Origin of the sequence: Bradyrhizobium yuanmingense (assembly GCF_029167105.1) — a bacterium.
In the GTDB taxonomy this organism is placed as follows: domain Bacteria; phylum Pseudomonadota; class Alphaproteobacteria; order Rhizobiales; family Xanthobacteraceae; genus Bradyrhizobium; species Bradyrhizobium yuanmingense_A.
The window spans coordinates 45,442-70,740 of record NZ_JARFML010000022.1 but is presented as its reverse complement, the minus strand read 5'-3'; the positions used below and the strand labels follow the sequence as shown (position 1 = coordinate 70,740).

The 25,299-nt window shown below is 65.1% G+C and carries 24 protein-coding genes and 1 tRNA gene; 12 read left to right on the top strand and 13 right to left on the bottom strand.

Annotated features, from left to right (window positions below; genetic code table 11):
- Positions 1-81: 81 nt before the first annotated feature.
- Genes P0R31_RS26035 through P0R31_RS26020 form a run of 4 tightly spaced genes read left to right on the top strand, consistent with a single transcriptional unit; the run spans position 82 to position 5,804 of the window.
- Positions 82-1,254 (top strand): isovaleryl-CoA dehydrogenase, encoded by a 1,173-nt coding sequence (locus tag P0R31_RS26035; protein WP_275517179.1) that lies wholly within the window; start codon positions 82-84, stop codon positions 1,252-1,254.
- 24 nt (positions 1,255-1,278) lie between these two features.
- Positions 1,279-2,883, top strand: coding sequence for a carboxyl transferase domain-containing protein (locus P0R31_RS26030; protein WP_275517178.1), 1,605 nt, complete (start codon positions 1,279-1,281; stop codon positions 2,881-2,883).
- Between the two features lie 4 nt (positions 2,884-2,887).
- A complete protein-coding gene (locus P0R31_RS26025; RefSeq protein WP_275517177.1) occupies positions 2,888-4,891 on the top strand; it encodes an acetyl/propionyl/methylcrotonyl-CoA carboxylase subunit alpha in 2,004 nt (667 codons plus the stop codon).
- Between the two features lies 1 nt (position 4,892).
- Complete coding sequence (locus P0R31_RS26020; protein ID WP_275517176.1) at positions 4,893-5,804, top strand: hydroxymethylglutaryl-CoA lyase; 912 nt, start codon at positions 4,893-4,895, stop codon at positions 5,802-5,804.
- 109 nt (positions 5,805-5,913) lie between these two features.
- Here P0R31_RS26020 and P0R31_RS26015 read toward each other — a convergent pair whose 3' ends face one another.
- The 4 genes from P0R31_RS26015 to P0R31_RS26000 all read right to left on the bottom strand — a co-directional run bounded on the left by P0R31_RS26015 (position 5,914) and on the right by P0R31_RS26000 (position 9,794).
- Positions 5,914-6,840 (bottom strand): dihydrodipicolinate synthase family protein, encoded by a 927-nt coding sequence (locus tag P0R31_RS26015; RefSeq protein ID WP_036027961.1) that lies wholly within the window; start codon positions 6,838-6,840, stop codon positions 5,914-5,916.
- Positions 6,841-6,913: 73 nt separating this feature from the next.
- A complete protein-coding gene (locus tag P0R31_RS26010; RefSeq protein WP_275517175.1) occupies positions 6,914-7,897 on the bottom strand; it encodes a TRAP transporter substrate-binding protein in 984 nt (327 codons plus the stop codon).
- Between the two features lie 23 nt (positions 7,898-7,920).
- On the bottom strand, positions 7,921-9,186 hold the full coding sequence (locus tag P0R31_RS26005) for a TRAP transporter large permease (RefSeq protein WP_275517174.1): 1,266 nt from the start codon (positions 9,184-9,186) through the stop codon (positions 7,921-7,923).
- Entirely contained in the window at positions 9,186-9,794 is a 609-nt protein-coding gene (locus tag P0R31_RS26000) for a TRAP transporter small permease (RefSeq protein ID WP_275517277.1), read from the bottom strand. The genes P0R31_RS26005 and P0R31_RS26000 overlap by 1 nt, the downstream gene beginning before the upstream one ends.
- 231 nt (positions 9,795-10,025) lie before the next feature.
- Between P0R31_RS26000 and P0R31_RS25995 the strand changes: the two genes are divergently transcribed.
- On the top strand, positions 10,026-10,709 hold the full coding sequence (locus P0R31_RS25995) for a GntR family transcriptional regulator (protein ID WP_275517172.1): 684 nt from the start codon (positions 10,026-10,028) through the stop codon (positions 10,707-10,709).
- A 102-nt stretch (positions 10,710-10,811) separates the two neighbouring features.
- Here P0R31_RS25995 and P0R31_RS25990 read toward each other — a convergent pair whose 3' ends face one another.
- The 3 genes from P0R31_RS25990 to dctP are packed head-to-tail and all read right to left on the bottom strand — an operon-like array spanning position 10,812 to position 13,740.
- Positions 10,812-12,170, bottom strand: coding sequence for a TRAP transporter large permease (locus tag P0R31_RS25990; RefSeq protein ID WP_275517171.1), 1,359 nt, complete (start codon positions 12,168-12,170; stop codon positions 10,812-10,814).
- The gene (locus P0R31_RS25985; protein ID WP_275517169.1) at positions 12,167-12,721 is read right to left on the bottom strand and encodes a TRAP transporter small permease; all 555 of its coding nucleotides are present in this window, start codon (positions 12,719-12,721) and stop codon (positions 12,167-12,169) included. The genes P0R31_RS25990 and P0R31_RS25985 overlap by 4 nt, the downstream gene beginning before the upstream one ends.
- Positions 12,718-13,740 (bottom strand): TRAP transporter substrate-binding protein DctP, encoded by a 1,023-nt coding sequence (dctP, locus tag P0R31_RS25980; protein WP_275517167.1) that lies wholly within the window; start codon positions 13,738-13,740, stop codon positions 12,718-12,720. The genes P0R31_RS25985 and dctP overlap by 4 nt, the downstream gene beginning before the upstream one ends.
- A gap of 317 nt (positions 13,741-14,057) precedes the next feature.
- Between dctP and P0R31_RS25975 the strand changes: the two genes are divergently transcribed.
- Positions 14,058-14,303, top strand: coding sequence for a pentapeptide MXKDX repeat protein (locus tag P0R31_RS25975; RefSeq protein WP_036027965.1), 246 nt, complete (start codon positions 14,058-14,060; stop codon positions 14,301-14,303).
- Between the two features lie 125 nt (positions 14,304-14,428).
- Here the strand turns inward: P0R31_RS25975 and P0R31_RS25970 are convergent, their stop codons facing one another.
- Positions 14,429-14,776 (bottom strand): DUF6481 family protein, encoded by a 348-nt coding sequence (locus P0R31_RS25970; RefSeq protein WP_157284263.1) that lies wholly within the window; start codon positions 14,774-14,776, stop codon positions 14,429-14,431.
- Positions 14,777-15,041: 265 nt separating this feature from the next.
- On the opposite strand from P0R31_RS25970, the gene P0R31_RS25965 reads away from it, so the two are divergent.
- From P0R31_RS25965 to P0R31_RS25955, 3 genes are all read left to right on the top strand, one after another.
- Positions 15,042-15,278, top strand: coding sequence for a hypothetical protein (locus P0R31_RS25965; protein WP_275517166.1), 237 nt, complete (start codon positions 15,042-15,044; stop codon positions 15,276-15,278).
- A 76-nt stretch (positions 15,279-15,354) separates the two neighbouring features.
- Entirely contained in the window at positions 15,355-15,591 is a 237-nt protein-coding gene (locus tag P0R31_RS25960) for a hypothetical protein (protein ID WP_057029336.1), read from the top strand.
- Positions 15,592-15,764: 173 nt separating this feature from the next.
- The gene (locus P0R31_RS25955; protein WP_275517164.1) at positions 15,765-16,523 is read left to right on the top strand and encodes a hypothetical protein; all 759 of its coding nucleotides are present in this window, start codon (positions 15,765-15,767) and stop codon (positions 16,521-16,523) included.
- A gap of 281 nt (positions 16,524-16,804) precedes the next feature.
- Here the strand turns inward: P0R31_RS25955 and P0R31_RS25950 are convergent, their stop codons facing one another.
- Entirely contained in the window at positions 16,805-16,966 is a 162-nt protein-coding gene (locus P0R31_RS25950) for a hypothetical protein (protein ID WP_035999590.1), read from the bottom strand.
- A 166-nt stretch (positions 16,967-17,132) separates the two neighbouring features.
- Between P0R31_RS25950 and P0R31_RS25945 the strand changes: the two genes are divergently transcribed.
- Complete coding sequence (locus P0R31_RS25945) at positions 17,133-17,315, top strand: hypothetical protein (RefSeq protein WP_275517163.1); 183 nt, start codon at positions 17,133-17,135, stop codon at positions 17,313-17,315.
- 288 nt (positions 17,316-17,603) lie between these two features.
- Here P0R31_RS25945 and P0R31_RS25940 read toward each other — a convergent pair whose 3' ends face one another.
- Positions 17,604-17,831 carry a DUF2171 domain-containing protein gene (locus P0R31_RS25940; protein WP_025036201.1) on the bottom strand — a complete coding sequence of 76 codons (228 nt, stop codon included), beginning with the start codon at positions 17,829-17,831 and terminating at the stop codon, positions 17,604-17,606.
- A gap of 115 nt (positions 17,832-17,946) precedes the next feature.
- On the opposite strand from P0R31_RS25940, the gene P0R31_RS25935 reads away from it, so the two are divergent.
- The gene (locus P0R31_RS25935; RefSeq protein WP_275517162.1) at positions 17,947-19,230 is read left to right on the top strand and encodes a hypothetical protein; all 1,284 of its coding nucleotides are present in this window, start codon (positions 17,947-17,949) and stop codon (positions 19,228-19,230) included.
- A gap of 21 nt (positions 19,231-19,251) precedes the next feature.
- Here P0R31_RS25935 and P0R31_RS25930 read toward each other — a convergent pair whose 3' ends face one another.
- From P0R31_RS25930 to P0R31_RS25920, 3 genes are all read right to left on the bottom strand, one after another.
- Positions 19,252-19,467, bottom strand: coding sequence for a hypothetical protein (locus P0R31_RS25930; protein WP_271540387.1), 216 nt, complete (start codon positions 19,465-19,467; stop codon positions 19,252-19,254).
- 139 nt (positions 19,468-19,606) lie between these two features.
- A tRNA-Arg gene (locus P0R31_RS25925) sits at positions 19,607-19,683 on the bottom strand.
- Positions 19,684-19,730: 47 nt separating this feature from the next.
- Complete coding sequence (locus P0R31_RS25920) at positions 19,731-20,105, bottom strand: hypothetical protein (RefSeq protein ID WP_275517161.1); 375 nt, start codon at positions 20,103-20,105, stop codon at positions 19,731-19,733.
- Here P0R31_RS25920 and P0R31_RS25915 point away from each other — a divergent pair.
- On the top strand, positions 20,104-25,299 hold the full coding sequence (locus tag P0R31_RS25915; RefSeq protein ID WP_275517159.1) for an alpha-2-macroglobulin family protein: 5,196 nt from the start codon (positions 20,104-20,106) through the stop codon (positions 25,297-25,299). The two genes, P0R31_RS25920 and P0R31_RS25915, sit on opposite strands and share 2 nt — an antisense overlap.

Sequence of the window (25,299 nt, the reverse complement as noted above, 5' to 3'; positions counted from 1 at the left end):
TTGGCGGAAAATGCAACCTTTTCGACTGCAAGAGGGCCGCGACCGGGCTAGGTTCGGAGCCCAAAATACGGAGGACTCGCCTTGAACATCCCGAGCATCGATTTCGATCTGGGCGAAGACATCAGCCTGCTGCGCGACACCGTTCGTTCGTTCGTGGAGGCGGAGATCACCCCGCGTGCCGCCGAGATCGAAAAGGCTAATCTTTTCCCCGCAGACCTCTGGAAGCGCTTCGGCGACCTCGGCCTGCTCGGCATGACCGCGCCGGAGCAATATGGCGGCTCCAATATGGGCTATCTCGCCCATATCGTCGCCATGGAGGAAATCTCGCGCGGTTCGGCGGCCGTGGCCCTGTCCTACGGCGCCCACTCCAATCTTTGCGTCAACCAGATCCGCCGCAACGGCAACGATGCGCAGCGGCAGCGCTATCTGCCCAAGCTGATCTCGGGTGAGTATGTGGGCGCGCTCGCGATGTCCGAGCCCGGCGCCGGCTCCGATGTCGTCTCGATGAAGCTGCGCGCCGACAAGCGTGGCGACCGCTACGTGCTCAACGGCTCCAAGATGTGGATCACCAATGGCGGCGATGCCGACGTGCTGGTGGTCTACGCCAAGACCGATCCGGACGCCGGCCCGCGCGGCATGACCGCCTTCCTGATCGAGAAGGGTTTCAAGGGTTTCACCCACGGCCAGCATCTCGACAAGCTCGGCATGCGCGGCTCCAACACCTATCCGCTGTTCTTCGACGAATGCGAGGTCCCCGAGGAGAATGTGCTCGGCAAGGTGGGCGAGGGCGTCAAGGTCCTGATGTCCGGCCTCGACTATGAGCGCGCGGTGCTCTCCGGCGGGCCGCTCGGCATCATGGCGGCCTGCATGGACGCGGTGGTGCCTTACATGCACGAGCGCAAGCAGTTCGGCCAGCCGATCGGGGATTTCCAGCTGATGCAGGGCAAGCTCGCCGACATGTATTCGACCTGGCAGGCCACGCGCGCTTATGTCTATGCGGTGGGGCGCGCCTGCGACCGCGCCGACCACGCGCGCAGCTTGCGCAAGGATGCGGCCGCCGCGATCCTCTATTCCGCAGAGAAGGCGACCTGGATGGCGGGAGAAGCGATCCAGGCGCTTGGCGGTGTCGGCTACACCAGCGAATTCCCGGTCGGACGCCTGTGGCGCGACGCCAAGCTCTACGAGATCGGCGCAGGCACCTCGGAGGTGCGCCGCATGCTGATCGGCCGCGAGCTGATGGCCGAGACGGCTTAAGTTCTTCACCTCATTGGAATCACCATGCCGCTCCATTCCAGCATCGATCCGTCGTCATCAGATTTTGCGCGCAATTCCGAGGCCATGCGCGGCCTCGTCGCCGATTTGCGCGAAAAGCTTGCCCAAGTCGCCGGCGGCGGCGGCGAAGCCTCGCGCAAGCGCCACACCGCGCGCGGCAAGATGTTGGCGCGTGAGCGCGTCGACCTGTTGGTCGATCCCGGCACCTCGTTCCTGGAGCTGTCGCCGCTCGCGGCCTACGGCCTCTATGGCGGTGACGTGCATTCGGCGAGCGTCATCACCGGGGTGGGCCGCATTTCGGGACGCGAATGCGTGATCGTCGCCAACGACGCCACCATCAAGGGCGGCACTTACTACCCGATGACGGTGAAGAAGCATCTGCGCGCGCAGGATATTGCGCGGCAGAACAATCTGCCTTGCGTCTACATGGTGGATTCCGGCGGCGCCTTCCTGCCGCTGCAGGACGAGATCTTTCCGGACGAGCGGCACTTCGGCCGCATCTTCTACAACCAGGCGCAGATGTCGTCGCAGGGCATTCCGCAGATCGCGATCGTGATGGGCTCCTGCACCGCCGGCGGCGCCTACGTGCCGGCGATGTCGGACGAGAGCATCATCGTGCGCAACCAGGGCACCATCTTCCTCGGCGGCCCGCCGCTGGTGAAGGCCGCGACCGGCGAGATCGTCAGCGCGGAGGAGCTCGGCGGCGCCGACGTGCATTCGCGGCAGTCCGGCGTGACCGATCACTATGCCCAGAACGATGCGCATGCGATCGGCATCGCCCGGCGTATCGTCGGCACGCTCAAGCCTTCCGCGCGGCCGAACCTGAATATGCATAAGCCGCGCGATCCGCTGTTTGCGGCGGAGGAAATCTACGGCGTGGTGCCGGTCGACAGCCGCAAGCCGTTCGACGTGCGCGACATCATCGCGCGCCTCGTCGACGGCTCGGAGTTCGACGAGTTCAAGAAGCTCTATGGCACGACGCTGGTGTGCGGCTTCGCCCATATCTGGGGCTATCCTGTCGGCATCATTGCCAACAACGGCATCCTGTTCAGTGAGAGCTCGCTGAAGGGCGCGCATTTCATCGAGCTGTGCTGCCAGCGTGGCATTCCGCTGGTGTTCCTGCAGAACATCACCGGCTTCATGGTCGGCAAGAAATACGAGGCCGGCGGCATCGCGCGCGACGGCGCCAAGCTGGTGACGGCGGTCGCGACCGCCTCGGTGCCGAAATTCACCGTCGTGATCGGCGGCTCCTACGGCGCCGGCAATTACGGCATGTGCGGCCGCGCCTACGCGCCGCGGTTCCTGTGGATGTGGCCGAACGCGCGCATCTCGGTGATGGGCGGCGAGCAGGCCTCGATGGTGCTGAGCCAGGTCCGACGCGATAATATCGAGGCCAAGGGCGACAGCTGGTCCAGGGAAGAGGAAGACAAGTTCCGCGAGCCCATTCGCGCGCAATATGAGAGCCAGGGCCACCCGTACTACGCGACCGCGCGACTGTGGGACGACGGCGTGATCGATCCGGCCGACACGCGTCTCGTGCTCGGCCTCGGCCTCTCGGCGGCGTCGAATGCGCCGATCGAACCGACGAAATTCGGCCTGTTCAGGATGTGATGCGATGGACCGCTCAAAACTCTACCGGCGTTTCCGCACGCTCCTGATCGCCAATCGCGGCGAGATCGCCTGCCGCGTCATCCGCACCGCGCGCGCCATGGGGCTGCGCACGGTTGCGGTCTATTCCGAGGCCGATCGCGATGCGATGCATGTCGCGCTCGCGGACGAAGCCGTGCTGCTGGGGCCGGCCCGGGCCCGCGACAGCTATCTCAATATCGAGCGTTTGATCGAGGCTGCGCGCAAGACCGGCGCCGAGGCCGTGCATCCCGGCTACGGCTTTCTCTCCGAGAATGCCGAGTTCGCGCGGGCTTGTTATGACGCCGGCCTCGTCTTCGTCGGGCCGACCGCCGGGATGATGACGGCAATGGGCTCGAAATCCGGCTCGAAAGAGCTGATGGAGAAAGCCGGCGTGCCCTTGGTGCCCGGCTATCACGGCGAGGCCCAGGACGACGCAACGCTTTCGAAAGCAGCGGACAAGATCGGCTTCCCCGTCCTGGTGAAGGCCTCCGCCGGCGGCGGCGGGCGCGGCATGCGCATCGTGCGCTCGGCCGACGAGCTTGCGCCCGCGATCGTCAGCGCCAAGCGCGAGGCCAAGGCCGCCTTTGGCGACGACCGCATGTTGATCGAGAAGTATGTCGATAATCCCCGGCATATCGAGGTACAGATCATCGGCGACAGCCATGGCAATCTGCTCTCGCTGTTCGAGCGCGAATGTACCTTGCAGCGCCGGCACCAGAAGGTGATCGAGGAGGCGCCGTCGCCGACGCTCAATGCCGCGCAGCGCGAGACCGTCTGCGCCGCCGCGCGAAAAGCGGCGGGCGCGGTGAACTATGTCGGTGCCGGCACCATCGAGTTCGTCTCCGACGGCAAGGACGTGTTCTTCATCGAGATGAACACGCGCCTGCAGGTCGAGCATCCCGTGACGGAGCTGATCACCGGGATTGATCTGGTCGAATGGCAGCTGCGCGTCGCCTTCGGCGAGGCGCTGCCGCTCAAGCAGGACGAGATCAGGCTCAACGGCCATGCGATCGAAGCGCGGGTCTATGCCGAGAACCCGACCAAAAACTTCATGCCGTCGGTCGGCAGGATCTCGACCTGGCGGTTGCCGGCGGAGACCGGGGGCTTGCGCATCGACGCCGGCTATCGCGAGGGCGATACGGTCTCGCCATACTATGACGCCATGCTCGCCAAGGTGATCGCGTGGGCGCCGACGCGGGACGTCGCGATCGAGCGACTGAACCGCGGGTTGGAAGAGACCGACGTCCGGGGCATCGTCACAAACATTCCGTTCCTGTCGGCGCTGATCACGCATCCGAAGGTGCGGGCGAATGCGATCGACACCGGCTTCATTGAGCGCGAGCTGGCCGTGCTGACCGCCGCGGCGCCGGCGCCCGGAGAGCTCGAGCTCTGCGCGGCAGTCGCCGCGATCGTCAACGTGGAGCGACAGACGGCGCAGGCGGAAGCGAACTCGCCCTGGCAGACCTTCGGCTGGCAACCGGTCGGTCGCCGGCAGCGCAGCTTTGCCTTCCGCGTCGGCCATGGTCCGGAGCAGAAGATCACGCTGAACTACGGCAGCGGACCGTCGACGCTGGTGATCGGCGAGCGCGAGCTGGCGTTCACGATCGCTGCGAAGGATGGCGGCTTCGATCTGACGCTCGACGGAGTCAAATCGTCGGTGGCAGCGGTCATCGATGGCCATGAGCTGTACCTGCGCACGCGCAACGGCCGCTTCGACCTGCATTGGGTCGATCCGTTCGGCGGCGAGAGTGAGGAGCATGTCGGCGAGGACAAGATCGCAGCGCCCTTGCCCGGCACGGTGGTTGCCGTGCTGGCCGAGGAGGGGACCAAGCTGGAGAAGGGCGCGCCGATCCTCACGCTGGAAGTGATGAAGATGGAGCAGACGCTGCGCGCGCCCTATGCCGGCGTGCTGAAATCCATCAAGTGCAAGGTCGGGGACATCGTGCAGGAGGGTGTCGAGCTCGCTCTGGTCGAACCTTCAGGGGAATGAGATGAGCGATCCTGTCCGCATCATTGAAATGGGGCCGCGCGACGGCCTCCAGAACGAGAAGACCCCCGTCAGCGTCGAGGCGCGCATCGCCTTCATCGAGGCGCTCGTGGCGGCTGGGCTGGACACCGTGGAGGTCGGCGCCTTCGTCTCGCCCAAGGCGATCCCGCAGATGGCAAGCTCGGACGCCGTGCTGCGCGGCGTCGCCCATGTGAAGGACGCCGAATTTCACGTGCTGGTGCCGAACGAGAAGGGCTATGACGCCGCGCGTGCCGCGGGCGCCAAAGTGGTCTCCGTCTTCGCGGCGGCCTCCGAGGGGTTTTCCCGCGCGAACATCAACTGCACGATTGCGGAGTCCATCGAGCGCTTCAAGCCGGTGCTGACGCGCGCCAGGGACGATGGCGTCAAGGTGCGCGGCTATATCTCCTGCGTGCTGGGCTGTCCGTTCGATGGCGAGATCAAGCCGAAGGCGGTCGCGGATCTTGCGAGCACGCTGTTCGATCTCGGCTGCTATGAGATCTCGCTCGGCGACACCATCGGCGTCGGCACGCCTGACAAGGCAAAAGAGATGCTGCGCGCGGTGGCCGTCAACATCCCGCCGGCCAGGCTCGCCATGCATTTCCACGACACTTACGGCCAGGCGCTCGCCAACCTCTATGCCGGATTGGAAGAAGGCGTCCGCGTCATCGACGCCGCTGCCGGCGGGCTCGGCGGCTGCCCCTATGCGCCGGGCGCGACGGGGAACGTCGCGACCGAAGATGTCGTCTACATGCTGGAGGGCATGGGGATCAGGACGGGTGTCGATATGGAGAAGCTGCTGGCGGCGACGAACGCGATGAGCGGCGTGCTGGGCAAGCCGCCCGTGAGCCGCGTGGCGTCGGCGCTGAACGCGAAGAAGAAGCGGGCGGCTTCGTAATTCCCTGTCATTGCGAGGAGCGGAGCGACGAAGCAATCCAGCCTGCCGCGGCAGAAAGATTCTGGATTGCTTCGCTTCGCTCGCAATGACGGTGGAGGGAGTGCTGCGGTCAGGCCGCCTTCAGCCCGACATCCGGCAAACGCGGCCGGTTCTTGAGCGCCTTGGCCATCAGGGCCTCGACCTCCGCCTTTTCCTGCGGCAGCAGCGCCAGGCGCGGCGGGCGGGTCAGGGCGGTGCCGCGGCCCATGATGTGCTCGCACAGCTTGATGCACTGGACGAGGTCCGGGCGGGCATCGAGGTGCAGCAGCGGCATGAACCATTCGTAGAGCGGCATCGCCTCGGCAAAGCGTCCCGCCTTGGCGAGGCGGAACAGCGTCTCGCCCTCGCGCGGGAAGGCGTTGGACATACCGGAGACCCAGCCGACGGCGCCCATCGCAACGCTCTCGACGATGACGTCGTCGAGACCTGCGAACAGCACGAAGCGGTCGCCGACCATGTTGCGGGTGTCGATGAACCGCCGCGTATCGCCGGAGGAATCCTTGAAGCAGACCACGGTCTCGACGTCGGCGAGCGAGGCGAGGATGTCTGGCGTAACGTCGTTCTTGTAGATCGGCGGATTGTTGTAGAGCATCACGGGAAGGTCAGTCGCGGAGGCGACGGCGCGGAAATGCGCGGCGGTCTCGTGCGGCTTGGAGGAATAGACCAGCGCCGGCATCACCATGACGCCGTCGATGCCGACGCGGGCAGCTTCCTTCGCGGTCTCCACCGCAAACGCGGTGGTGAATTCGGCGATGCCGCACAGCACGGGCACGCGGCCCTTCGCGACCGACTTCGCCGCTTCCATGATCGCGACCTTCTCCTTGCGCTCCAGCGAGGTGTTCTCGCCGACCGAGCCGCAGACGATCAGGCCGGAGACGCCGTCGCGGATCAATCCGTCCATCACCTTGGCGGTTGCGTCGATGTCGAGCGAGAGATCGTCGTGGAATTGGGTGGTGACGGCCGGGAAGACGCCTTCCCAGGCAACGCGGCGGCTCATGGTTTGACTCCAGGTGTATATGCCGGCGGGGGGCTGGAGCCGCCGGCTCTTGTGAAAGGGATGGGGAATCGGATCAGAGCGTCGCGCCGACCTTGCGCAGCTCGGCGAGGACGGGGGCCTTGGGCAGCCAGATCTTGTCGAACTCGGCAATCACGGCCTCGGTGTCCTTTGCGTCGACCTGGCGGATCGGGATCGGCGCGTTCTTGAAGTTCTGGATCAGCGTGGGCTCGTTGCCAGCGAGCTCGTCGATCTGCGCGTCCAGCGTCGACTTGATCGTCTTGGTGATCAGCTCGCGGTCGGCCGCGGGCAGCGATTGCCAGACGCGGCCGGAGACGACGGCAGCCATCGGCATGAAGACGGCGTTCATCTGCAGGATCACCTTCGACACCTTGTCGAAGCGCTGGTTCCAGGAGAATTCGAGATCGGCCTCGAGGCCATCGACCTGGCCATTGGCCATGGCGTCGAATACTTGCGGCGTCGGGATCGGCGTCGGTGCCGCGCCGAGCGAGGAATAGAAATCGCGATAGACCGGGGTCGGGTTGATGCGCAGCTTCATGCCCTTGATGTCGGCGAGCGAATTCAGGTCCTTGGAGGAGAACACCGCGCGCATGCCGGTGATGCCCCAGCCGAGCCCGATCGTGCCGGTCTCCTGCGGCAGCACCTCGAACAGCTTCACCGCCGCCGGATGCCGTACGAACTTCGCCACCGCCGGCGTCGAGCGCACGATGTAAGGCGCGTTGATCGCGGCGATATGCGGCACACGCGAGCCGAGCTCGGCGGCCTGGATGAAGCCCATGTCGAGCGCGCCGGACTGCAATTGCTGCATCATCGCGGTCTCGTTGCCGAGCTGACCGGCGTGGAAGACGGTCAAGGTCAGGCGGCCGCTGGTGGCGGCCTTGAGCTCGTCCCCGAATTTGAGCGCGGCCTTGTTCCAGGAATGGCCGTTCGGCGTGATCAGGCCGAGGCGGAATTCCTTGGCCTGGGCGAGCGCCAGCGATGGTGCAAACACCGAGGCGGCGGCACTGGCGGCGAGAAAGCGGCGGCGAGAAAGCGGCATGGTCGGGCTCCTTTCGGATGGGTCTATTTGACGAGGATCAGCGAGAGCGAGGGATAGAGCGAGAGCAGCACCAGGAGGACGCAGGCGATGACGAAGAAGGGCAGCGTCACCATGAACATCCTGCCGGGCTTGGCGCCGGTGACGGCGGCCGCGACGAAGAAGCAAAGCCCGACCGGCGGCGACAACAGGCCGAGCACGAGGTTGATCACCACGACGACGCCGAATTGCCGGGGATCGATGTGATAGATCTCGGTTGCGACCGGCAGCAGGATCGGCACCGTCATGATCAGGCCGGGAATGCCGTCGATCACCGTGCCGATCAGCAGCAGGATGACGTTGCAGATCAGCATGAAGCTGACGGGATCCTTGGCCACAGTCTGGATCCAGGCGGCGGTCTCCTGCGGCACCTTGCCGAAGATCAGCACCCAGGAGAACACCGCGGCGGCTGCGACCAGAAACAACACGATCGCCGAATAGATCGCGCTGCGCAGCATCATCTGCGGCAGATGCGAGAACTCAAATTCCTTGGTCCAGAACTTTCCGACCAGGGCTGCAGCCACCGCGCCGACGGCGGCGGATTCCGTGGCGTTGGCGAGGCCGCCGAGGATGGTGCCGACGATGACGATCGGGATCAGCAGCGTCGGCGAGGTCCGCAGGATCGTCATCACGCGCTGGCGCGGCGTCTGGTAGTCGGCGCGCGGATAGTTGTAGATGTAGCCCATCAGCGCGATGACGAGGCAGAACATCACGGTGAGAATGACGCCCGGAACGATGCCGGCGATCAGCATGTCGCTGACCGAGACCTGCGCCAGCACGCTGTAGACCACGAACATCACCGAGGGCGGGATGATCGGGCCGAGCATGCCGCCATAGGCGGTGAGGCCGGCCGCGAAGGTCTTGTCATAGCCCTTCTTCTCCATCTCGGGGACCATGATCTGGGCCATGATCGCGACCTGCGCGGTCGCCGATCCCAGGATGGATGAGATGAACATGTTGGCGAGGATGTTGACGTAGGCGAGCCCACCCTTGAGCGAGCCGACGAAGGCCATCGCCATGTCAACGATGCGCCGCGTGATGCCGCCGCCATTCATGATCTCGCCGATCAGGATGAACAGCGGGATCGCGATCAGGCCGTAGCTGTCGACGCCGCCAAACAGCTGCAGCGGATAGGACTGGAACAGCACGGGATTGCCGGACGCCGCGATATAGACGAGGCCGGCGAGGCAGAGACAGAGGCCGATCGGCACGCCGACCAGCATGAAGGCCATGAAGGCTGCTGACGTGATCATCAATTGACCCCGTCGAGCTCTGAGAGCTGGAAGCCCTTCGGCGCGGTGCGCGGGACCAGCTCGAGATCTTCCAGGAGATTGGCGAGACCATGTACGGTCATCGACACCGCGAAGATCGGCAGCGTCAGATAGAGCACCCAGGTCGGCCAGTTCAGCGTCTGCGTGCGCTCGGTGTAGAGGAAGTTGAAAGTCTCGGCGGCGAGCTTGCGCCCGTCGAAGCCGGCGCGGGCGAGGCCGATCGGGTCCATCCAGAGCACGCAGGTGACGATCAGCGCGATGCCGAACGTCACGACGAGGCCGGTCGAAATCACTTTTGCAAATTTCTGGTGCTGAGCGGAAAGTCGCTCCGTCAGCATGGTCACCGCGAAATCGAGCCGCAGCCGCGTCATCGCGGACGCCCCGATGAAGGTCAGCCACACCACGCAATAAACGGCGGATTCATCGATCCAGTAGATCGGGAAATGCGAGTAGCGAGTGACGACATTCACCAGGATCAGTCCGGTGAGCAGATACATCAGGCCCATCAGCGCGAGCCGCTCGCAGGCGAGCAGGGCGCTCGACATCCGGACGATCATGCGTCGGAGGCTGAGTGCGCGCGTGGCCGGCATGGTCTGCTCGATCATGAAAGAGGCCCCAACCCCCTGAAGATTTGTCGTGCGATTGCCGAATGTATAATTTATACATTTTGGGAGTCAAACGGAGTTTGCGGTCATTTCGGCGGCAGGGCGCGTGTTTGCTGGGCACTTTGCTTGTGGCGCCCCGGCTTTTGCCGGGCAGCTCGACATGCAAGACAGGGACCGCGTCGGCCGCGCGAGTCGGGAAGGACAACGGACGATCAGATGAAACAGCCTCTGAAGCATCGCACCCTGTCGGCTGCGATCGTCGACCAGCTCCGCCAGGCAATCCTCGACGGCACCTATCCGGCCGGATCGCAGCTGCGCCAGGACGCGTTGGGCGAAGCCTATGGCGTCAGCCGCATCCCGGTGCGCGAAGCGCTGTTCCAGCTCGAGGCGGAAGGCTTGGTGCGCATCGTGCCGCAGAAGGGCGCCATCGTCTCGGAGCTGTCGCTGGACGAGATCAACGACGTGTTCGACCTGCGCCGCATCCTGGAGCCGCGGCTGCTGGCGCAGTCGGCGCCGCGCTTCACCACGCAGGATTTCGACGGGCTCGACGACATCCACCGGAGCTTCGAGAAGGCGATCAAGGCGAGGAACGTCAGTGAATGGGGCCAGCTCAACGCCGACTTCCACATGGCGCTCTACGTCCACGCCCCGCAGCCGCGCACGCGCGCGATCGTGCTGTCGCTGCTGCAGACCAGCGACCGCTATACGCGGCTACAACTCTCCAACACCAAGGCGATGGGCATTGCCGAAAAGGAGCACGCCCATCTGATCGCGCTCTGTCGTGCGCAGAAAGTGGAGGAGGCCTGCCGCTTCCTGGAGCGGCACATCGAGGCCGTGCGCAAGGACCTGCTGCAGGTGGTAGCGAACGCGCCGAAGTCGCGGCGGAAGGAGAATTCGTAGGGGGGGTAGCCGAAGGCGTAACCCACCGCTGTTCGTCTCCGCAGCGACAGAAGAGGTGGATTACGCCTTCGGCTAATCCATCCTACAGGCCGGTGATCGCTTCTACCTGCTCCCGTCCGGTCCCATCACGAGGTCCGGCAGCCAGGTTGAAATGCCCGGCACGAGGCACAGCAGCAGCACTGCAAGCATCATCAAGAGCACGAACGGCAGGGTGCCCCAGATCACCTCGCGCAGGGGAATATCGGGCGCGACGTTGCGGATGACGAAGATGTTGAGGCCGACCGGCGGGTGGATCAGCCCCATCTCCATCACGATGGTCATGACGACGCCGAACCAGATGATGTCGAAATTGGCGGCGCGGAGCGGCGGCAGGATGATCGGCGCGGTCATGAGAATGATCGAGACCGGCGGCAGGAAGAAGCCGAGCACCACGACCATGACGAGGATCGCGAACAGCAGCTCCCAGCGCGGCAGGTGCATCGCGACGATGGATTCGGCGACCGATTGCGAGATGTGCAGATAGCTCATCACGTAGGAATAGAGCAGCGACATGCCGATGATCATCATCAGCATGGTCGATTCCCGGATCGTCGACTTCATGATCGGCGCGAGGTCGCTCGGCCGCCACACGCTGTAGATCGCCGCGATCAACGCCAGCGCCAGGAGGCCGCCGAGGCCCGCGGTTTCCGACGGCGTGGCATAGCCGCCATAGAGCGCGACCATGACGCCGGTGAGCAGCAGCACGAAGGGGATCACGCGCGGCAGCACGCTGAAGCGCTCGGCCAGCGTATACTCGTCGCGAGTCAGGATCGCAGCCTCCGGCCCGCCGTTCTTGTAGGCCGCTTCGGCCGCGGCATATTCCTGGCGGAAGCGGATGACGGCATAGATGCCGAACAGCGTGACCAGCAGCAGGCCGGGCCCGATGCCGGCGAGGAATAGCCGCCCCAGCGACTTTTCGGCGGCGACCGCGAACAGAATCATGGTGATGGAAGGCGGCAGCAGGATGCCGAGCGTGCCGCCAGCGGCGATGATTCCAGCGGCAAAGCCGCCGGAATAGCCGCGCTTGCGCATCTCCGGGATACCGGCCGAGCCGATCGCCGAGCAGGTCGCCGGGCTCGAGCCTGCCATCGCCGCGAACAGCGCGCAGGCGAACACGTTGGCGACGCCGAGCCCGCCGGGCACGCGATGCAGCCAGGCATGCAGCGCCGAATAGAGATCCTGGCCCGCGCGCGACTTGCCGATCGCCGCGCCCTTCAGGATGAAAAGCGGGATCGACAACAGCGTGATCGAGGCCATCTCCTCGTAGACGTTCTGCGTCACCGTATCGAGCGAGGCCGAGGGCATGAAGATGGCCATGAACACCACCGCGACCGCGCCGAGCGCGAACGCAATGGGCATCCCTGAGAACATCACCAGCAGCGTCACAATGCCGTAGGCGAGGCCGATGCCGAAAACGCTCATGGCCGCTTGGCTCCGGTGAAGGGCAGCGCAAGCTGCACGAGGATCTGGAGGCAGAGCAGGCTCATCCCGAGCGCCATCAGCGAGTAGGGGATGGCGAGCGGCGGCGACCACATCGAGTTGGAGACTTGGCCGTCGACATAGGCTTCGTGCGCCAGTGTCCACGACTTCCAGGTGAAGAAGGCGCAGAACAGGAACGTGGCGGCATCAACCAGCCAGAGCCGGACCTGGTTCGCGAATGGTGAGAGCAGGCCGACGAAGGCCTCGATGCCGATGTGCCCGCGATGCTGCTGCACGTAGGCGGCCGTCATGAAGGTCGCGCCGACCAGCAGGAACACGGCGGCTTCGTCCTGCCAGTAGTTCGCGGCCTTGTACAGCGCGCGGCTGAGCACGCTATAGCTCAAGATCGCACAGGCCGCGACCAGTGCGACCGCGGCGAACACGACGATGATGCTGTTGAGGATGGCGAGACCGCGATCGATCGCTGCGGCAGGGCCGGCCCCAGCGGCAGCGTTGGCATGATCGTCACGATCCGGAAGCGGACCGTGGCTCATGCCGCGACGTCGATAGCGAGCTTGAGCAGGTTTGCGGCGGTCGCGGTCTTGGCGCTGTAGTCCTTCCACGCGGTGTCGCGGGCGATGTCGCGCCATTTTCCGACGGTGGCGGCATCGAGCGCCGAGACCTTTGCGCCAGCCTTCTCGTAGACCTTGGCGACATCGACGTCGTCGTCCTGCGCGCCCTTGCGGCCAAAGGCTTCGAGCTCGGTGCCGACCGCGAGCAGGATGTCCTGATGGTTCTTCGGCAGCTTGTCGAAGATCGCCTTCGACATCATCAGGGGCTCGAGCATGAACCAGTAGGACGTGCCCGCGCCTGATGTCAGCGACTTCGCGACCTCTTCCAGTCGGAACGAGATCAGGCTGGTCGAGGAGGTGATGCCGGCATCGCAGGCGCCGGTCTGCATTGCCGCGTAGATCTCATTCGACGGCACCGACAACACGGAGGCGCCGGCGGTCTGCAGCACCATGTCCATCTCGCGCGAGCCGCCGCGCACCTTGAGGCCCTTGGCGTCTTCAGGAGCGACGATCGGCTTGGAGCGGCTGGCGACGCCGCCGGCCTGCCAGACCCAGGTGAGCAGGATGATGCCCTTGTCGGCGAGGAAGTCGGTCAGCGCCTTGCCGACGGGTTCCTTCTTCCAGCGCAGGCCCTGGTCGTAGGTGGTCACGAGGCCCGGCATCAGGCCGATATTGGTTTCCGGCACTTCGCCGCCGGCATAGGGCATCGGATAGAGGCTGATATCGAGCGCGCCCTTGCGCATGGCGGAGAACTGCGCGTTGGTCTTGATCAGCGAGGAGTTCGGATAGATCTCGGCGGTAATGTCGCCATTGCTGCGCTTGTTCACTTCGGCGGCGAACATGCGGCACAGCCGGTCGCGGAAATCGCCCTTGTCGATGGTGCCGCCCGGGAACTGATGCGAGATCTTCAGCGTGGTCGCGGCCTGCGCGGTGCCGGTGCCGAAGCGGAGAATGGCAGGTGCCGCGACGGCGGTCGCGAGCAGATGGCGGCGCGTGAGCATGGTGTGATCCCCTTGGGCGTTTCTGGGAGTGTTTTTGGCAGAGTTGATTTGAGCTGGGTTCGTCGCGACCGCGTGGGCCAATCCAAGCCGGTCTCCATCCGGATGATCTTTCATCTGATAGTTCGAGACAGAGTGTCGCGGCAAGTGCCGGTTGTGCTGCGCTGCAGCACTTCCGATCCATGGGGCTCGCCAATCAAGGAGGGCGGCTGGCCGCAGAAATTTATCGATGGTCAGCGTAACAACCCCACACGGCTATCCGTCGAGACAGGATAGCGGCGTCCGTCGCTGACAAACACCATCACGAAGGAAGATGAACCATGACCATTCGCACCCGCATCGTGCTCGGCGTCTCGGCTGCCGCTCTCTCGCTAGGCCTCGCGTTTGCGCCGGCCGCCTTTGCTCAGGACAAGATGGGCAAGGATGATGGCATGATGAAAAAGGACACGATGTCCAAGGACGGCATGATGAAGAAGGACACCATGTCCAAGGACGACGGCATGAAGAAGGATCACATGTCGAAGGACGGTATGAAGAAGGACGACGGGATGATGAAGAAGAACTGATCCCGGGTCGTCATCGCGCAACGCCCTTGGGCGGGCCGCGTCCTCTCGCATTCCGGCGGCGGCATTTGAGGCCGCCTCCGGAATGATGGATCAGTTCAAGTTCAATTGAACGTGACCAGCGAGGTTTACTTGCGCTTCGCCTTGCGGGCGGCGTAGCGCGCATCGCGCTTGGCCTTCTGCTCGGCCTCGATCGCAGCCTGCCTCTCGGCGGCTTCCTCGGCTTCCCGCGCGATCCGCGCAGCTTCGGCTGCCTTGGCCTCTTCCTCGAGGCGCTTCTGCTCGGCCTTTTCGGCCTCGCGCGCGGCCTTTGCCTCGGCTCGCTTGGCCGCGAGGGCCTCACGCTCGGCGCGCTTCGCCGCCACCGCGGGATCATCGGGCCCCGGCTGCGACTTGAACTTGTTCAAAAGATTTTTGCGGGCATCCTGCGCCGCCTTTTGCCGGTCTGCAAAGCCGGGTTCCCTGAATCCACTCATCGACGAGCCTTGTCTTCCTCGCTTTCGATACTACATCGCTGCCTGTTGGTACGTCGGCTGGGCATAGCAGGCGCCACGCGACGCAGAAGCGTGTACATCGGCACGCGTCGCGAAGCCACCCATAATCGCAGCTGATCAGGTCAACGAAAAATCGCCCTCCGACGATCTCTCGTAGCCCGGAAAAACTGCCGAATTGTGATCTCCCTCATAAAGGGAGCACATGGGCGACGCCTAGCGTCCGCCCCGTACGAGACGGAGCACGGGCATGACGATCTCAAGACCAAGCCTGAAGGCGCTCGCGATTGCCGTCGCCCTGGCAGGCGTGGCCGGCGCCGCGCTGCTGCTCGCTCGTCCGCAGCCGGTTGAAAGTGCGCTCCTGGGAGCGGATTGGGAATGCACCCAGACCGCATTCGTGCTCACGAGTTGCGCACCGCGCGTTCAGGAGGCAATTCCGGCGGTCGAAACCTTGCGCAACGATGCAATCCAGCAGACCCGGGGCTGAATTGGGCCGGACGATCGGGATGTGACGTGACGCCGCAGAGGTGGTAAAGCCAGCGCGCCAGCGTGACCAGGCGGCCATGTCGAAGCCAGAGTCCAGATCCGAACCGGGCGAGGAGCCCCATCCTCGACCGAACCGTCAGCCCAAGCCTCCGTCCGGCGGCGACCGCCGCGGCGCGCTTGCAGGATTGATCATCGCGGTCGTGATCCTCGGCGTCGGCTGGTGGCTTGCCCGGGATCTGACGGCAGCCAGCAAGATGCAGGATTGCCTGATGTCCGGGCGAAGCAATTGCAACGTGATCGAGCCGGCTCGCTAGGCGCGCTCTTCAGCATGGCCATGGGCCGAAAAAATGCCCTGATCTTAATCATTTGTAACGGGACTTAGCCGATCAAGCAGGGCAGTGATTTCGGCCGGCATCAGCCCGACGCGTGGCGATTCGTTGATCGCGCCCGGGATTCACGGCCATGAGAGAGCAGGGGGCGAGCACGCATGAGTGCGTCCAAACATATGAAGATCTTCATTCCCTTGGTTTCGGCCACGTCGCTGCTCGTGCTGTCGGCGCAGGCGCAAGAGGCCAGGTCCCGGCAAGAGGTGGTCCAACCGCCGGCCGGGCCGGCAGCAGGCGCACCGCCTCAGGCCAATCCGCCCATGCGCAAGGGCCCTCCGCCGCAGCAAGCGACCCGGCCTGCGCAGCCCGGCGGTCAGCCCCATGCCGGTCACAACGCCGGGGGTCCGCCGTCCGCGCGTCACGTCGCGCGCGGTCCTGCTCCCATACGTGATTGGGGTGGACACACCTATCGCGGCAATCGCGCCTGGGATGGTGGACGCTGGCGCCACGAGGTCCGCAACGGTCGCTCCGGCTGGTGGTGGGATGTCGGCGGCGTCTGGTATTATTATCCGCAGCGTGTGGCCGGCCCGCCCGCCTACATTTCAGAGGACTATATCGACGACGTGCCGGTGGTCTACGCCCGGCCTCCGGTGGCCTATGCGCCGCCGCCTCCGCCGCCGCCACCGGCTGATCCGGGCGCCAGCGCGCTCGGCGGCGCGATCGTCGGCGGCCTGCTGGGCGGCCTGATCTCAGGCAATGCAACAGGGGCTGCCGCAGGCGCGGTTGTCGGCGGCGCGACAGGCGCAATCGCCGGCGCGACCGCTGCATCCCAGCCCGGCTATTACTGGGCGCAGGGCACCTGCTATTACCGCTATCCGAACGGCCAATATGTGCAGGCCGATCCCCGCGCCTGCTATTGAGTTCTCCAGGCCGATTGGCGCATGGAGGCGGGCTTCGGCCCGCCTCATCGTTTTGCACGCCGGCGGTTGCTTTGAATTAGCTCTGGTGCTCGTCGCCCCCTCACGTCAATTTCAAAGAAAAATGACGGGATGATTCGCGGGGGATGCGGGACATGCTGGATGCCATCCAGATCAGCGTGGCGCTCTGGGCCATGATCGTTTGCGGCGGAATTAAACTCTCGCAGGCGTTGCCCTACCTGCTCTAAGGCGGGATCGGCGGGCAGGCGAATTGCCTTGCTCCGTCAGGACACGAGCCAGTCGAAGAACGCAATCGAGGCCCAGACGAGGCCCGCGATCCAGGCCACCATGACGACGCCGATGGTGCCGAGATAGGCGATTCCGAGCAGGTCCGCGCGATGTCGCTGCCTCGGGACGATGACTTCGGTTGCTGCTTTGCGTGTCATGACCGGACATCACCCATGAAGCCTGGACAATTGTTTAGCGGAGATGCAGCGGACAGGCTGTGACGTGGTTCACAGATCGGTCCACGAAGGCTGGCGGGGGTTACCCCGCAATCATACGGACGAAATTGCCACGCGCTCGTCCAGATGGCCGGCTAGAGTCCGCCTCATGTACACTGAGTACGATCCGCAACACGAGGCCGAGGCCGCAATGAAGCGCGCCGCGGAGGCCGAGGGTGCCGACAGGCAACGGCTGATTCAGCTGGCCCTGGCATGGCACGAGCTCGCCCGCGATCTGCGCGATGAGCAAGCCCCCTCGCATCCAGCCGGGCGCGGGCCGGCGGCCGGATAGTACTGGCATGAGAAAAACCCCGTGCTCGGGGGACAAGCACAGGGTCCTTCAAAGCCGACCGGGGCTGGCGGGTCGGCACCACTCTGTTCGGTTATCCAACGCGTTGATCGCGCATTCGTTCCCGATCAATCCGCAGCGCTGAAATCCGATCGAATTGCAGCGACCTTCCGCAGAAAGTCATCGTTAACGAATGCTCCGCGCAATCGAATCGCGGTCGCGATTCGTGCTCGCGAACGAAGCGGAGTCGGACCGTGAACAAACAAAAAGCCCCCGCAGGGGCTCAGTGTTTCACGCGGCTTCCGTCTTCGGAACGGCGTCGGCATTCACCGACAGCTTGACCACGTCGCCTTCGACGGCACCGACATATTTCGTGTCGATGTAGTGATGATGGTCCTTGTGACCTTCCGGGCTGTCCTTGCGCGTCAGCTTGATGCGGTTGCCCTCGAGACGATCGACGGTGCCGACATGTGCGCCGTCCTTGCCGATGATTTTCATGTGCTCTCTGATGTCAGCCATGCTGTCCTCCTTGCATGGCTTCAACTGCGAAGGCGCCTGTTCGTTGCAGCAGACACGTTTGGACCCGTTGGGATTTCCGGACGTTGATGCCTGATTGGATCTGTCAAGAAGCGCGATGGAGACCGTTCGGGCCTATCTGGAACGCAAGCACTGGGAACTCAAGCTGTTGAACGACGGCCTGAGAAACCCGCTCGATTTGGCGCCGCCGCGTTCCGTCGATGACGTCGTCAGGTTCAAATTCCAGATCACTGCGGCGCTCAGGGCGGAGCATGAACTACACGAGTGGAAGGCGACCGAGACCGCCTGGTCGCACACGGCCGACCCCGCCAGCGGGCCGTTCGAGTTCAGTTACGATTATCAGCGGGCCGATCTCACGGTGCGCGGTCCGTCATTCTACGAGCTCGACGGCGGCTGCACGAGCACGGCGATCTACACCGCCTCGGGGATGGCGGCGATCTCCGCGGTGCTGCTTGCCTCCGCGCGGATCGTTGCGCAGGCCGATATCCTGGTGCTGCCAGGGTCCTATGGCGAGACGCTGGAGCTGATCCGAAGCTTCATGCCGCATTTGCGGATCGAACCCTTGCCGCTGCCGCTCGGCGATGCCCTTGCACGGGTGAGCTCGCCGCGGATCCTGCTGCTGGATTCCTGCTCCGTTGCCGGCGCCATCGAGGCGGTGCTGCGCGGTGAGGGCTCGGGCCTCGACCTCCTGATTTTCGATACGACGTGCTTCGCCGGCAGGTCGGGCCGCATCAGGCGAGTCGTGCGGTGGGCCAGGCGACACGGAATTGCGCTGGTGCTGGTGCGAAGCCACAACAAGCTCGATTCGCTCGGAGCGGAATATGGCCGCCTCGGCTCGGCCGTCTTCGTGCGCGGGCATGAGTGTCCACCGCGGGCAGGGGACGCCGATTGGTCACGTCTCGCGTCCGAAACGCGCAACGCAGTGCGGCTGCTCGGCGGCGCGGCATTGCCGGCTCACTTCCCGCCCTTCGCGGGCAGCGCGGCGTATTGGGCGCTGACGAAGCGGCGCGTGGCGGCGATCTTGCGCAACGGCCGAATCTCGGCGCGATATTTTGCCGCCGAGATTCCGGCGCTCTCGGCTCAGCTTCGCTTCGCCCACGGCTTGTACGTGACCCTTCGCGGAAGGCGCGCGCTCGACGAGGCGGCAGCGCGGCAGGCTGCTGAGGACATGAGCTGCGAACTGCGCCGCGCGGGCTTTCCCATCCGCCACGCCGGCAGCTTCGGCTTCGACTTCGCCGCCACCGAGTGGTTTCACGACGCGACGACGGACCAGTACAGCGTCCGCGTGGCTGTTCCGGACCTGCCGACGGAGGTGTGGGAGGATCTCACCGCTGCCATTGCGCGGTGGTGGCGGGGTCATCAGCGGACAGGCTGTGGATAGACCGGAGGGCGGGCCCGTCGATCAGTCGAGCGCCAGGCAATATTCGCGGCGCGGCTTGTCGTGGCCGTTCTTCCAGTCCTCAACGGCAAATGCAGGCTGACGTTGTCCCATTGCGGCGCCAATGATCGAGGCCTGGACCACCTTGATGGGCCTCGTGACCACGTTTGTGTTCACCACGCCCGCATCGACGGCCAAATACGAGATCGCAACGGTCGCGACCGCAGATGCGATCGCCATTCTCGTCAATTCGGATTGCTGCATTCAGAAACCTATGGGTGCGTCTCACCCGGCGCTTAGATAGGGCTGATCGGCGCCGTTCAAAGGCCGGCATATGGTTACCCACGCGTTCGTGAAGAGCGGCGGCGAGGCAACGCGCTGGCGATCCCGGCAGGACTCGAACCTGCAACCCGCGGAGTAGAAATCCGCTACTCTATCCAGTTGAGCTACGGGACCGTCTTGAGCCGGCCGGTTTGGACCGCCCGGATTGGGCGGCTGGCCGTTCATGTAGCATGCCAATATGAAAAATCTGGTGTTTCGCCAAGCCTGAACCGAACCGTTTTCCTCAGTGCGACGACAAAGCGGAACGGTGGCGTGTCAGGGTGCCGGGTTGAGCGGCAGCGGACTGGACGATGGATCACATCGCCGGGAACGCTGAACAGCTTCCGGGACACGGCCGCCGGTCGACTGGTCAGGTAGAGCTGCGCCATCAGGACGGCGTGCGCGGCGATATCTCGGCCGGTCTCCTCTGGGCTTGCCTTTGTCATGGCGAAAGCGACGCTTTGCACGTTCTGGTTCCATCGCCTTGAGTCCGACACCTTTCCGCGCATCTCATCTGCCGCCGCGGCGTTCGTCCGCGCTTTCCGGGAGTCCTTCATGATCGGTCTTGTTCGCGCCGTCACAATCTGCGCCGCGCTGGCGCTCGGCCTCGTCGCTGCGCAGGCTGCCGACAAGGCGTTCAAACGCGACGACCTCGCCGATTCCGCGATCAAGCTGGAGGCCCAGATCAAGAGCGAGGCGGGGCCGGTCGCCAAGTCCAGCGCGACGCTGAAGACGGACGCCGACGCCGCCTTCCGACGCAATGATTACCGCACAGGCCTTTCGGTGCTCGGCCAGATCGCCGCGACCACGCCGGAGGATACCGGCAACTGGCTGCGGCTCGCCAAGGTCATCTTCCAGATCTCGCCGAAGAGCTCGAGCGAGCAGACCTTCCTTTTGGAGCGCGCCTCGACGGCGGCCTATATCGCTTACATGCGCGCCGGCAATCCGGGCGAGGAGGCCGACGCGCTTGCCGTGCTCGGCAAGGCGCTGGCCGACCGGAAGCTGTGGCGGCCGGCACTGGATGCGCTGCGGCTGTCGCTCGACATGCGCGAGGTCGCCGACGTCCGCGGCCAATATGAGAAGATGCGCGACGAGCACGGCTTCCGGCTGCTCGACTATACCGTCGACTCGGACTCGGCGAGCCCGCGCGCCTGCTTCCAGTTCTCCGAGGAGCTCGCCAAGCGCACCGATTTCGCGCCGTTCCTGGCTCTCGCCGGGCAGGACAAGCCGGCGCTGTCGGCGGAAGGCAAGCAGCTCTGCGTCGACGGGCTGAAGCACGGCGAGCGCTACAACATCAACCTGCGCGCCGGTTTGCCGTCGACCGTGAAGGAGGGGCTGCCGAAATCGGCCGAGTTCAACATCTATGTGCGCGACCGCAAGCCGTTCGTGCGCTTCACCAGCCGCGCCTATGTGCTGCCGCGGACCGGCCAGCGCGGTATTCCCGTCGTCAGCGTCAACACGCCGGCGGTCAGCATCAACGTCTTCCGGATCGGCGACCGCAACCTGATCAACACGGTGGTCGACAGCGATTTCCAGAAGACGCTGTCCAAGTATCAGCTCAGCGAACTCGGCGACGAGCGCGGCATCAAGGTGTGGACCGGCGAGCTTGCGACTGCGACCACGCTGAACCAGGACGTCACCACGGCGTTCCCGGTCGACCAGGCGCTCGGCGAGCTCCAGCCCGGTGTCTACGTCATGACGGCCGCGGCGAGGGCCTCGGACGAGGACTACCAGCTCGCCACGCAATGGTTCATCGTCTCCGATCTCGGCATCGCCGCTTACTCCGGCAATGACGGCATTCATGTCTTCGTCAACTCACTGGCGTCGACCGATCCGGTCGGTAAGGCGGAGGTGCGCCTGGTCGCGCGCAACAACGAGATCCTGGCGACGCGCAAGACCGACGACGCCGGTCACGTTCTGTTCGAGGCCGGCCTTGCGCGCGGCGAGGGCGGATTGTCGCCGGCGATGCTCACGGTCACCGGCGAGAAAGCCGACTATGCCTTCCTGAGCCTGAGGACCTCGGCCTTCGACCTGTCCGACCGCGGCGTTTCGGGGCGCGTGGTGCCCGCCGGCGCCGACGCCTTCGTCTATGCCGAGCGCGGCGTCTACCGTTCCAGCGAGACCGTGTTCCTCACCGCGCTGCTCCGCGACGGGCAGGGCAATGCCGTCACCGGTGGGCCGATGACGCTGGTGGTCGAGCGCCCGGACGGCGTCGAATATCGTCGCGCCGTGCTGGCGGATCAGGGCGCCGGCGGCCGCACGCTGTCCGTGCCGCTCAACTCGGCCGTACCGACCGGCACGTGGCGGGTGCGCGCCTTCACCGATCCGAAGGGAGCTTCGGTCGGCGAGACCACCTTCATGGTCGAGGATTACGTCCCCGATCGGATCGAATTCGACTTATCCACCAAGGACAAGCTGATCAAAGCTAACGCTCCAGTGGAGCTTAAGGCCGACGGTCATTTCCTCTATGGCGCACCGGCCTCGGGCCTGCAGCTCGAAGGCGACATGCTGATCGCGCCCGCGGCCGAGCGGCCCGGCTTTGCCGGCTACAAGTTCGGCGTCGACGACGAGGAGACCACCTCGAACGAGCGCACCCCGCTGGAGAACCTGCCCGAGGCCGACGCCCATGGCGTTGCGACCTTCCCGGTGACGCTGGACAAGCAGCCAGCCTCGACCCGTCCGCAGGAGGCGCAGATCTTCGTCCGCATGGTCGAGACCGGCGGCCGCGCCGTCGAGCGCAAGATCGTGCTGCCGGTCGCGCCCGCCACGGCGCAGATCGGCATCAAGCCGCTGTTCGGCGACAAGAACGTCACGGAGGGCGACAAGGCCGAGTTCGACGTCGTGTTCGTCTCGCCGGACGGCGAGAAGCTGCGCCGCGACGGTCTGCGCTACGAGCTCCTGAAGATCGAGTCGCGCTACCAGTGGTACCGCCAGAACAATTACTGGGAGTACGAGCCGGTCAAGTCGACCTCGCGCGTCGCCGATGGCGACGTCACGATCGCTGCCGACAAGCCGACGCGAATCTCGCTCGCGCCGCAGCCTGGCCGCTACCGGCTCGACGTCAAGACGAATGACGCCGACGGCCCGGTGACCTCGGTGCAGTTCGACGTCGGCTGGTACTCCGACGGCAGCGCCGACACGCCGGACCTGCTGGAGACCTCGATCGACAAGCCGCAATACGCCTCCGGCGACACCATGACGGTGTCCGTCAACGTCCGCAGCGCCGGCAAGCTCACAATCAACGTGCTCGGCGAGCGGCTGCTGACGACGCAGACCATCGACGTCAAGGAAGGCACCGCGCAGGTCAAGCTCCCGATCGGCAAGGATTGGGGCACTGGCGCCTATGTGGTGGCGACGCTGCGCCGTCCACTCGATGCCGCCGCCCAGCGCATGCCGGGCCGTGCGATCGGGCTGAAATGGTTCGGCATCGACAAGCAGGCGCGCACCTTGCAGGTCAAGCTGTCGCCGCCTTCGCTGATCCGTCCGAACTCCACGCTGAAGATTCCCGTCAAGCTCGACGGGCTCAATCCCGGCGAAGACGCCAAGGTCGTCATCGCCGGGGTTGATGTCGGCATTCTCAATCTCACCAATTACAAGCCGCCGGCGCCGGACGATTATTATCTCGGCCAGCGTCGCCTCAGCGCGGAGATCCGCGACCTCTACGGCCAGTTGATCGACGGGATGTCGGGCACGCGCGGCCAGATCAAGTCCGGCGGCGACGCCGGTGGCGAGCTCCAGGGCTCGCCGCCCACGCAGAAGCCGCTCGCGCTCTATTCCGGCATCGTCACCGTCGCCGCCGATGGCTCGGCTGAGGTGAGCTTCGATGTTCCGGAGTTCGCGGGAACCGCGCGCGTGATGGCGGTGGCGTGGACCGCGACCAAGCTCGGCCGCGCCAATACAGACGTCGTGATCCGCGATCCCGTGGTGCTGACGACGACGCTGCCGCGCTTTCTGCTCAATGGCGACCACGGCACGGTCAACCTCGAGATCGACAATGTCGAGGGCCAGGCCGGCGACTACGTCATCAACGTGAAGGCGGGCGGCCCGGTGAAGATGACCGGCAATCCCGCCACCACGGTGAAGCTCGCCGCCAAGCAGCGCAATGCGTTCTCGCTCGCGCTCGATGCGACCGCGGCGGGGCAGGCGACGCTCGACGTCGACATCAAGGGCCCGAATGGCCTTGCGCTGGCGCGTCACTATGCGTTCGACGTCAAGCCGGCGACGCAGGTGCTGGCGCGACGCTCGATCCGCACGCTGGCGAAGGGCGAGAGCCTGACGCTGACCTCGGACATGTTCTCCGATCTCGTGCCGGGCACCGGCACTGTCTCGGTCTCGGCCAGCCTGTCGACCGCGCTCGATGCGGCAACGATCCTGAAAGCGCTCGACCGCTATCCCCATGGCTGCTCGGAGCAGATCACGAGCCGGGCGATGCCACTGCTCTATGTCAACGAGCTCGCGGCCGGCGCGCATCTTGCCATGGACACCGAGGTCGACCAGCGCATCCGCGACGCGATCGAGCGGCTGCTGGCACGCCAGGGCTCGAACGGCTCGTTCGGCCTGTGGCTGGCCGGCGGCGATGATGCCTGGCTCGATGCCTACGTGACGGACTTCCTCACCCGCGCCCGGGAGAAGGGGTTTGCGGTGCCGGACGTGCTGTTCAAGAACGCGCTCGACCGCATCCGCAACTCCGTCGTCAATGCCGACGAGCCGGAGAAGGATGGTGGCCGCGATCTCGCCTATGGCCTGTATGTGCTCGCCCGTAACGGCGCAGCTCCGATCGGCGATCTCCGCTATCTCGCCGATACCAAGCTCGCCAACCTCGCGACCCCAATCGCGAAATCGCAGCTTGCTGCGGCGCTCGCCCTGGTCGGCGACCGCAACCGCGCCGAACGGGTCTATGGCGCGGCGCTCGACAGCCTTGCGCCGAAGCCCGCGCTGGAATTCGGCCGCACCGACTACGGCTCGCAGCTGCGCGATGCCGCAGCTTTGGTGTCGCTTGCCAGCGAAGGCAACGCGCCGAGGACGACGCTGACGCAGGCGGTGTCGCGGGTCGAGACCGCCCGCGGGCTGACGCCCTACACCTCCACCCAGGAGAATGCGTGGCTGGTGCTGGCGGCGCGTGCGCTCGCCAAGGAGAACCTCTCGATCGAGGTCGATGGCCAGCCGGTCAAGACCGCCTTGTACCGCAGCTACAAGGCAGAGACGCTGAGTGGCAAGCCGCTCAAGATCACCAACACCGGCGATGCGCCGGTGCAGGCGGTGGTCTCGGTGTCGGGCTCGCCGGTCGCGCCGGAGCCGGCGGCGTCCAACGGCTTCAAGATCGAGCGCAGCTACTATACGCTCGACGGCAAGCCCGCCGACATCAGCAGGGTCAAGCAGAACCAGCGCTTTGCGGTGGTGCTGAAAATCACCGAGGCCAAGCCCGAGTACGGCCACATCATGGTGTCCGACTATCTGCCGGCAGGCCTGGAGATCGACAATCCGAAGCTGGTGTCGTCCGGCGACAGCGGCACGCTGGACTGGATTGAGGACGGCGAGGAGCCTGAACATACCGAATTCCGCGACGACCGCTTCACCGCGGCCGTCGACCGGGCCTCGGATTCCAAGTCGGTCTTCACGGTCGCCTATGTCGTGCGCGCGGTCTCGCCCGGCAAATACGTGCTGCCGCAGGCCTATGTCGAGGACATGTACAATCCCTCGCGCTATGGGCGGACCGGCACAGGCAGTGTCGAGGTGCGGGCGGCGAAGTGA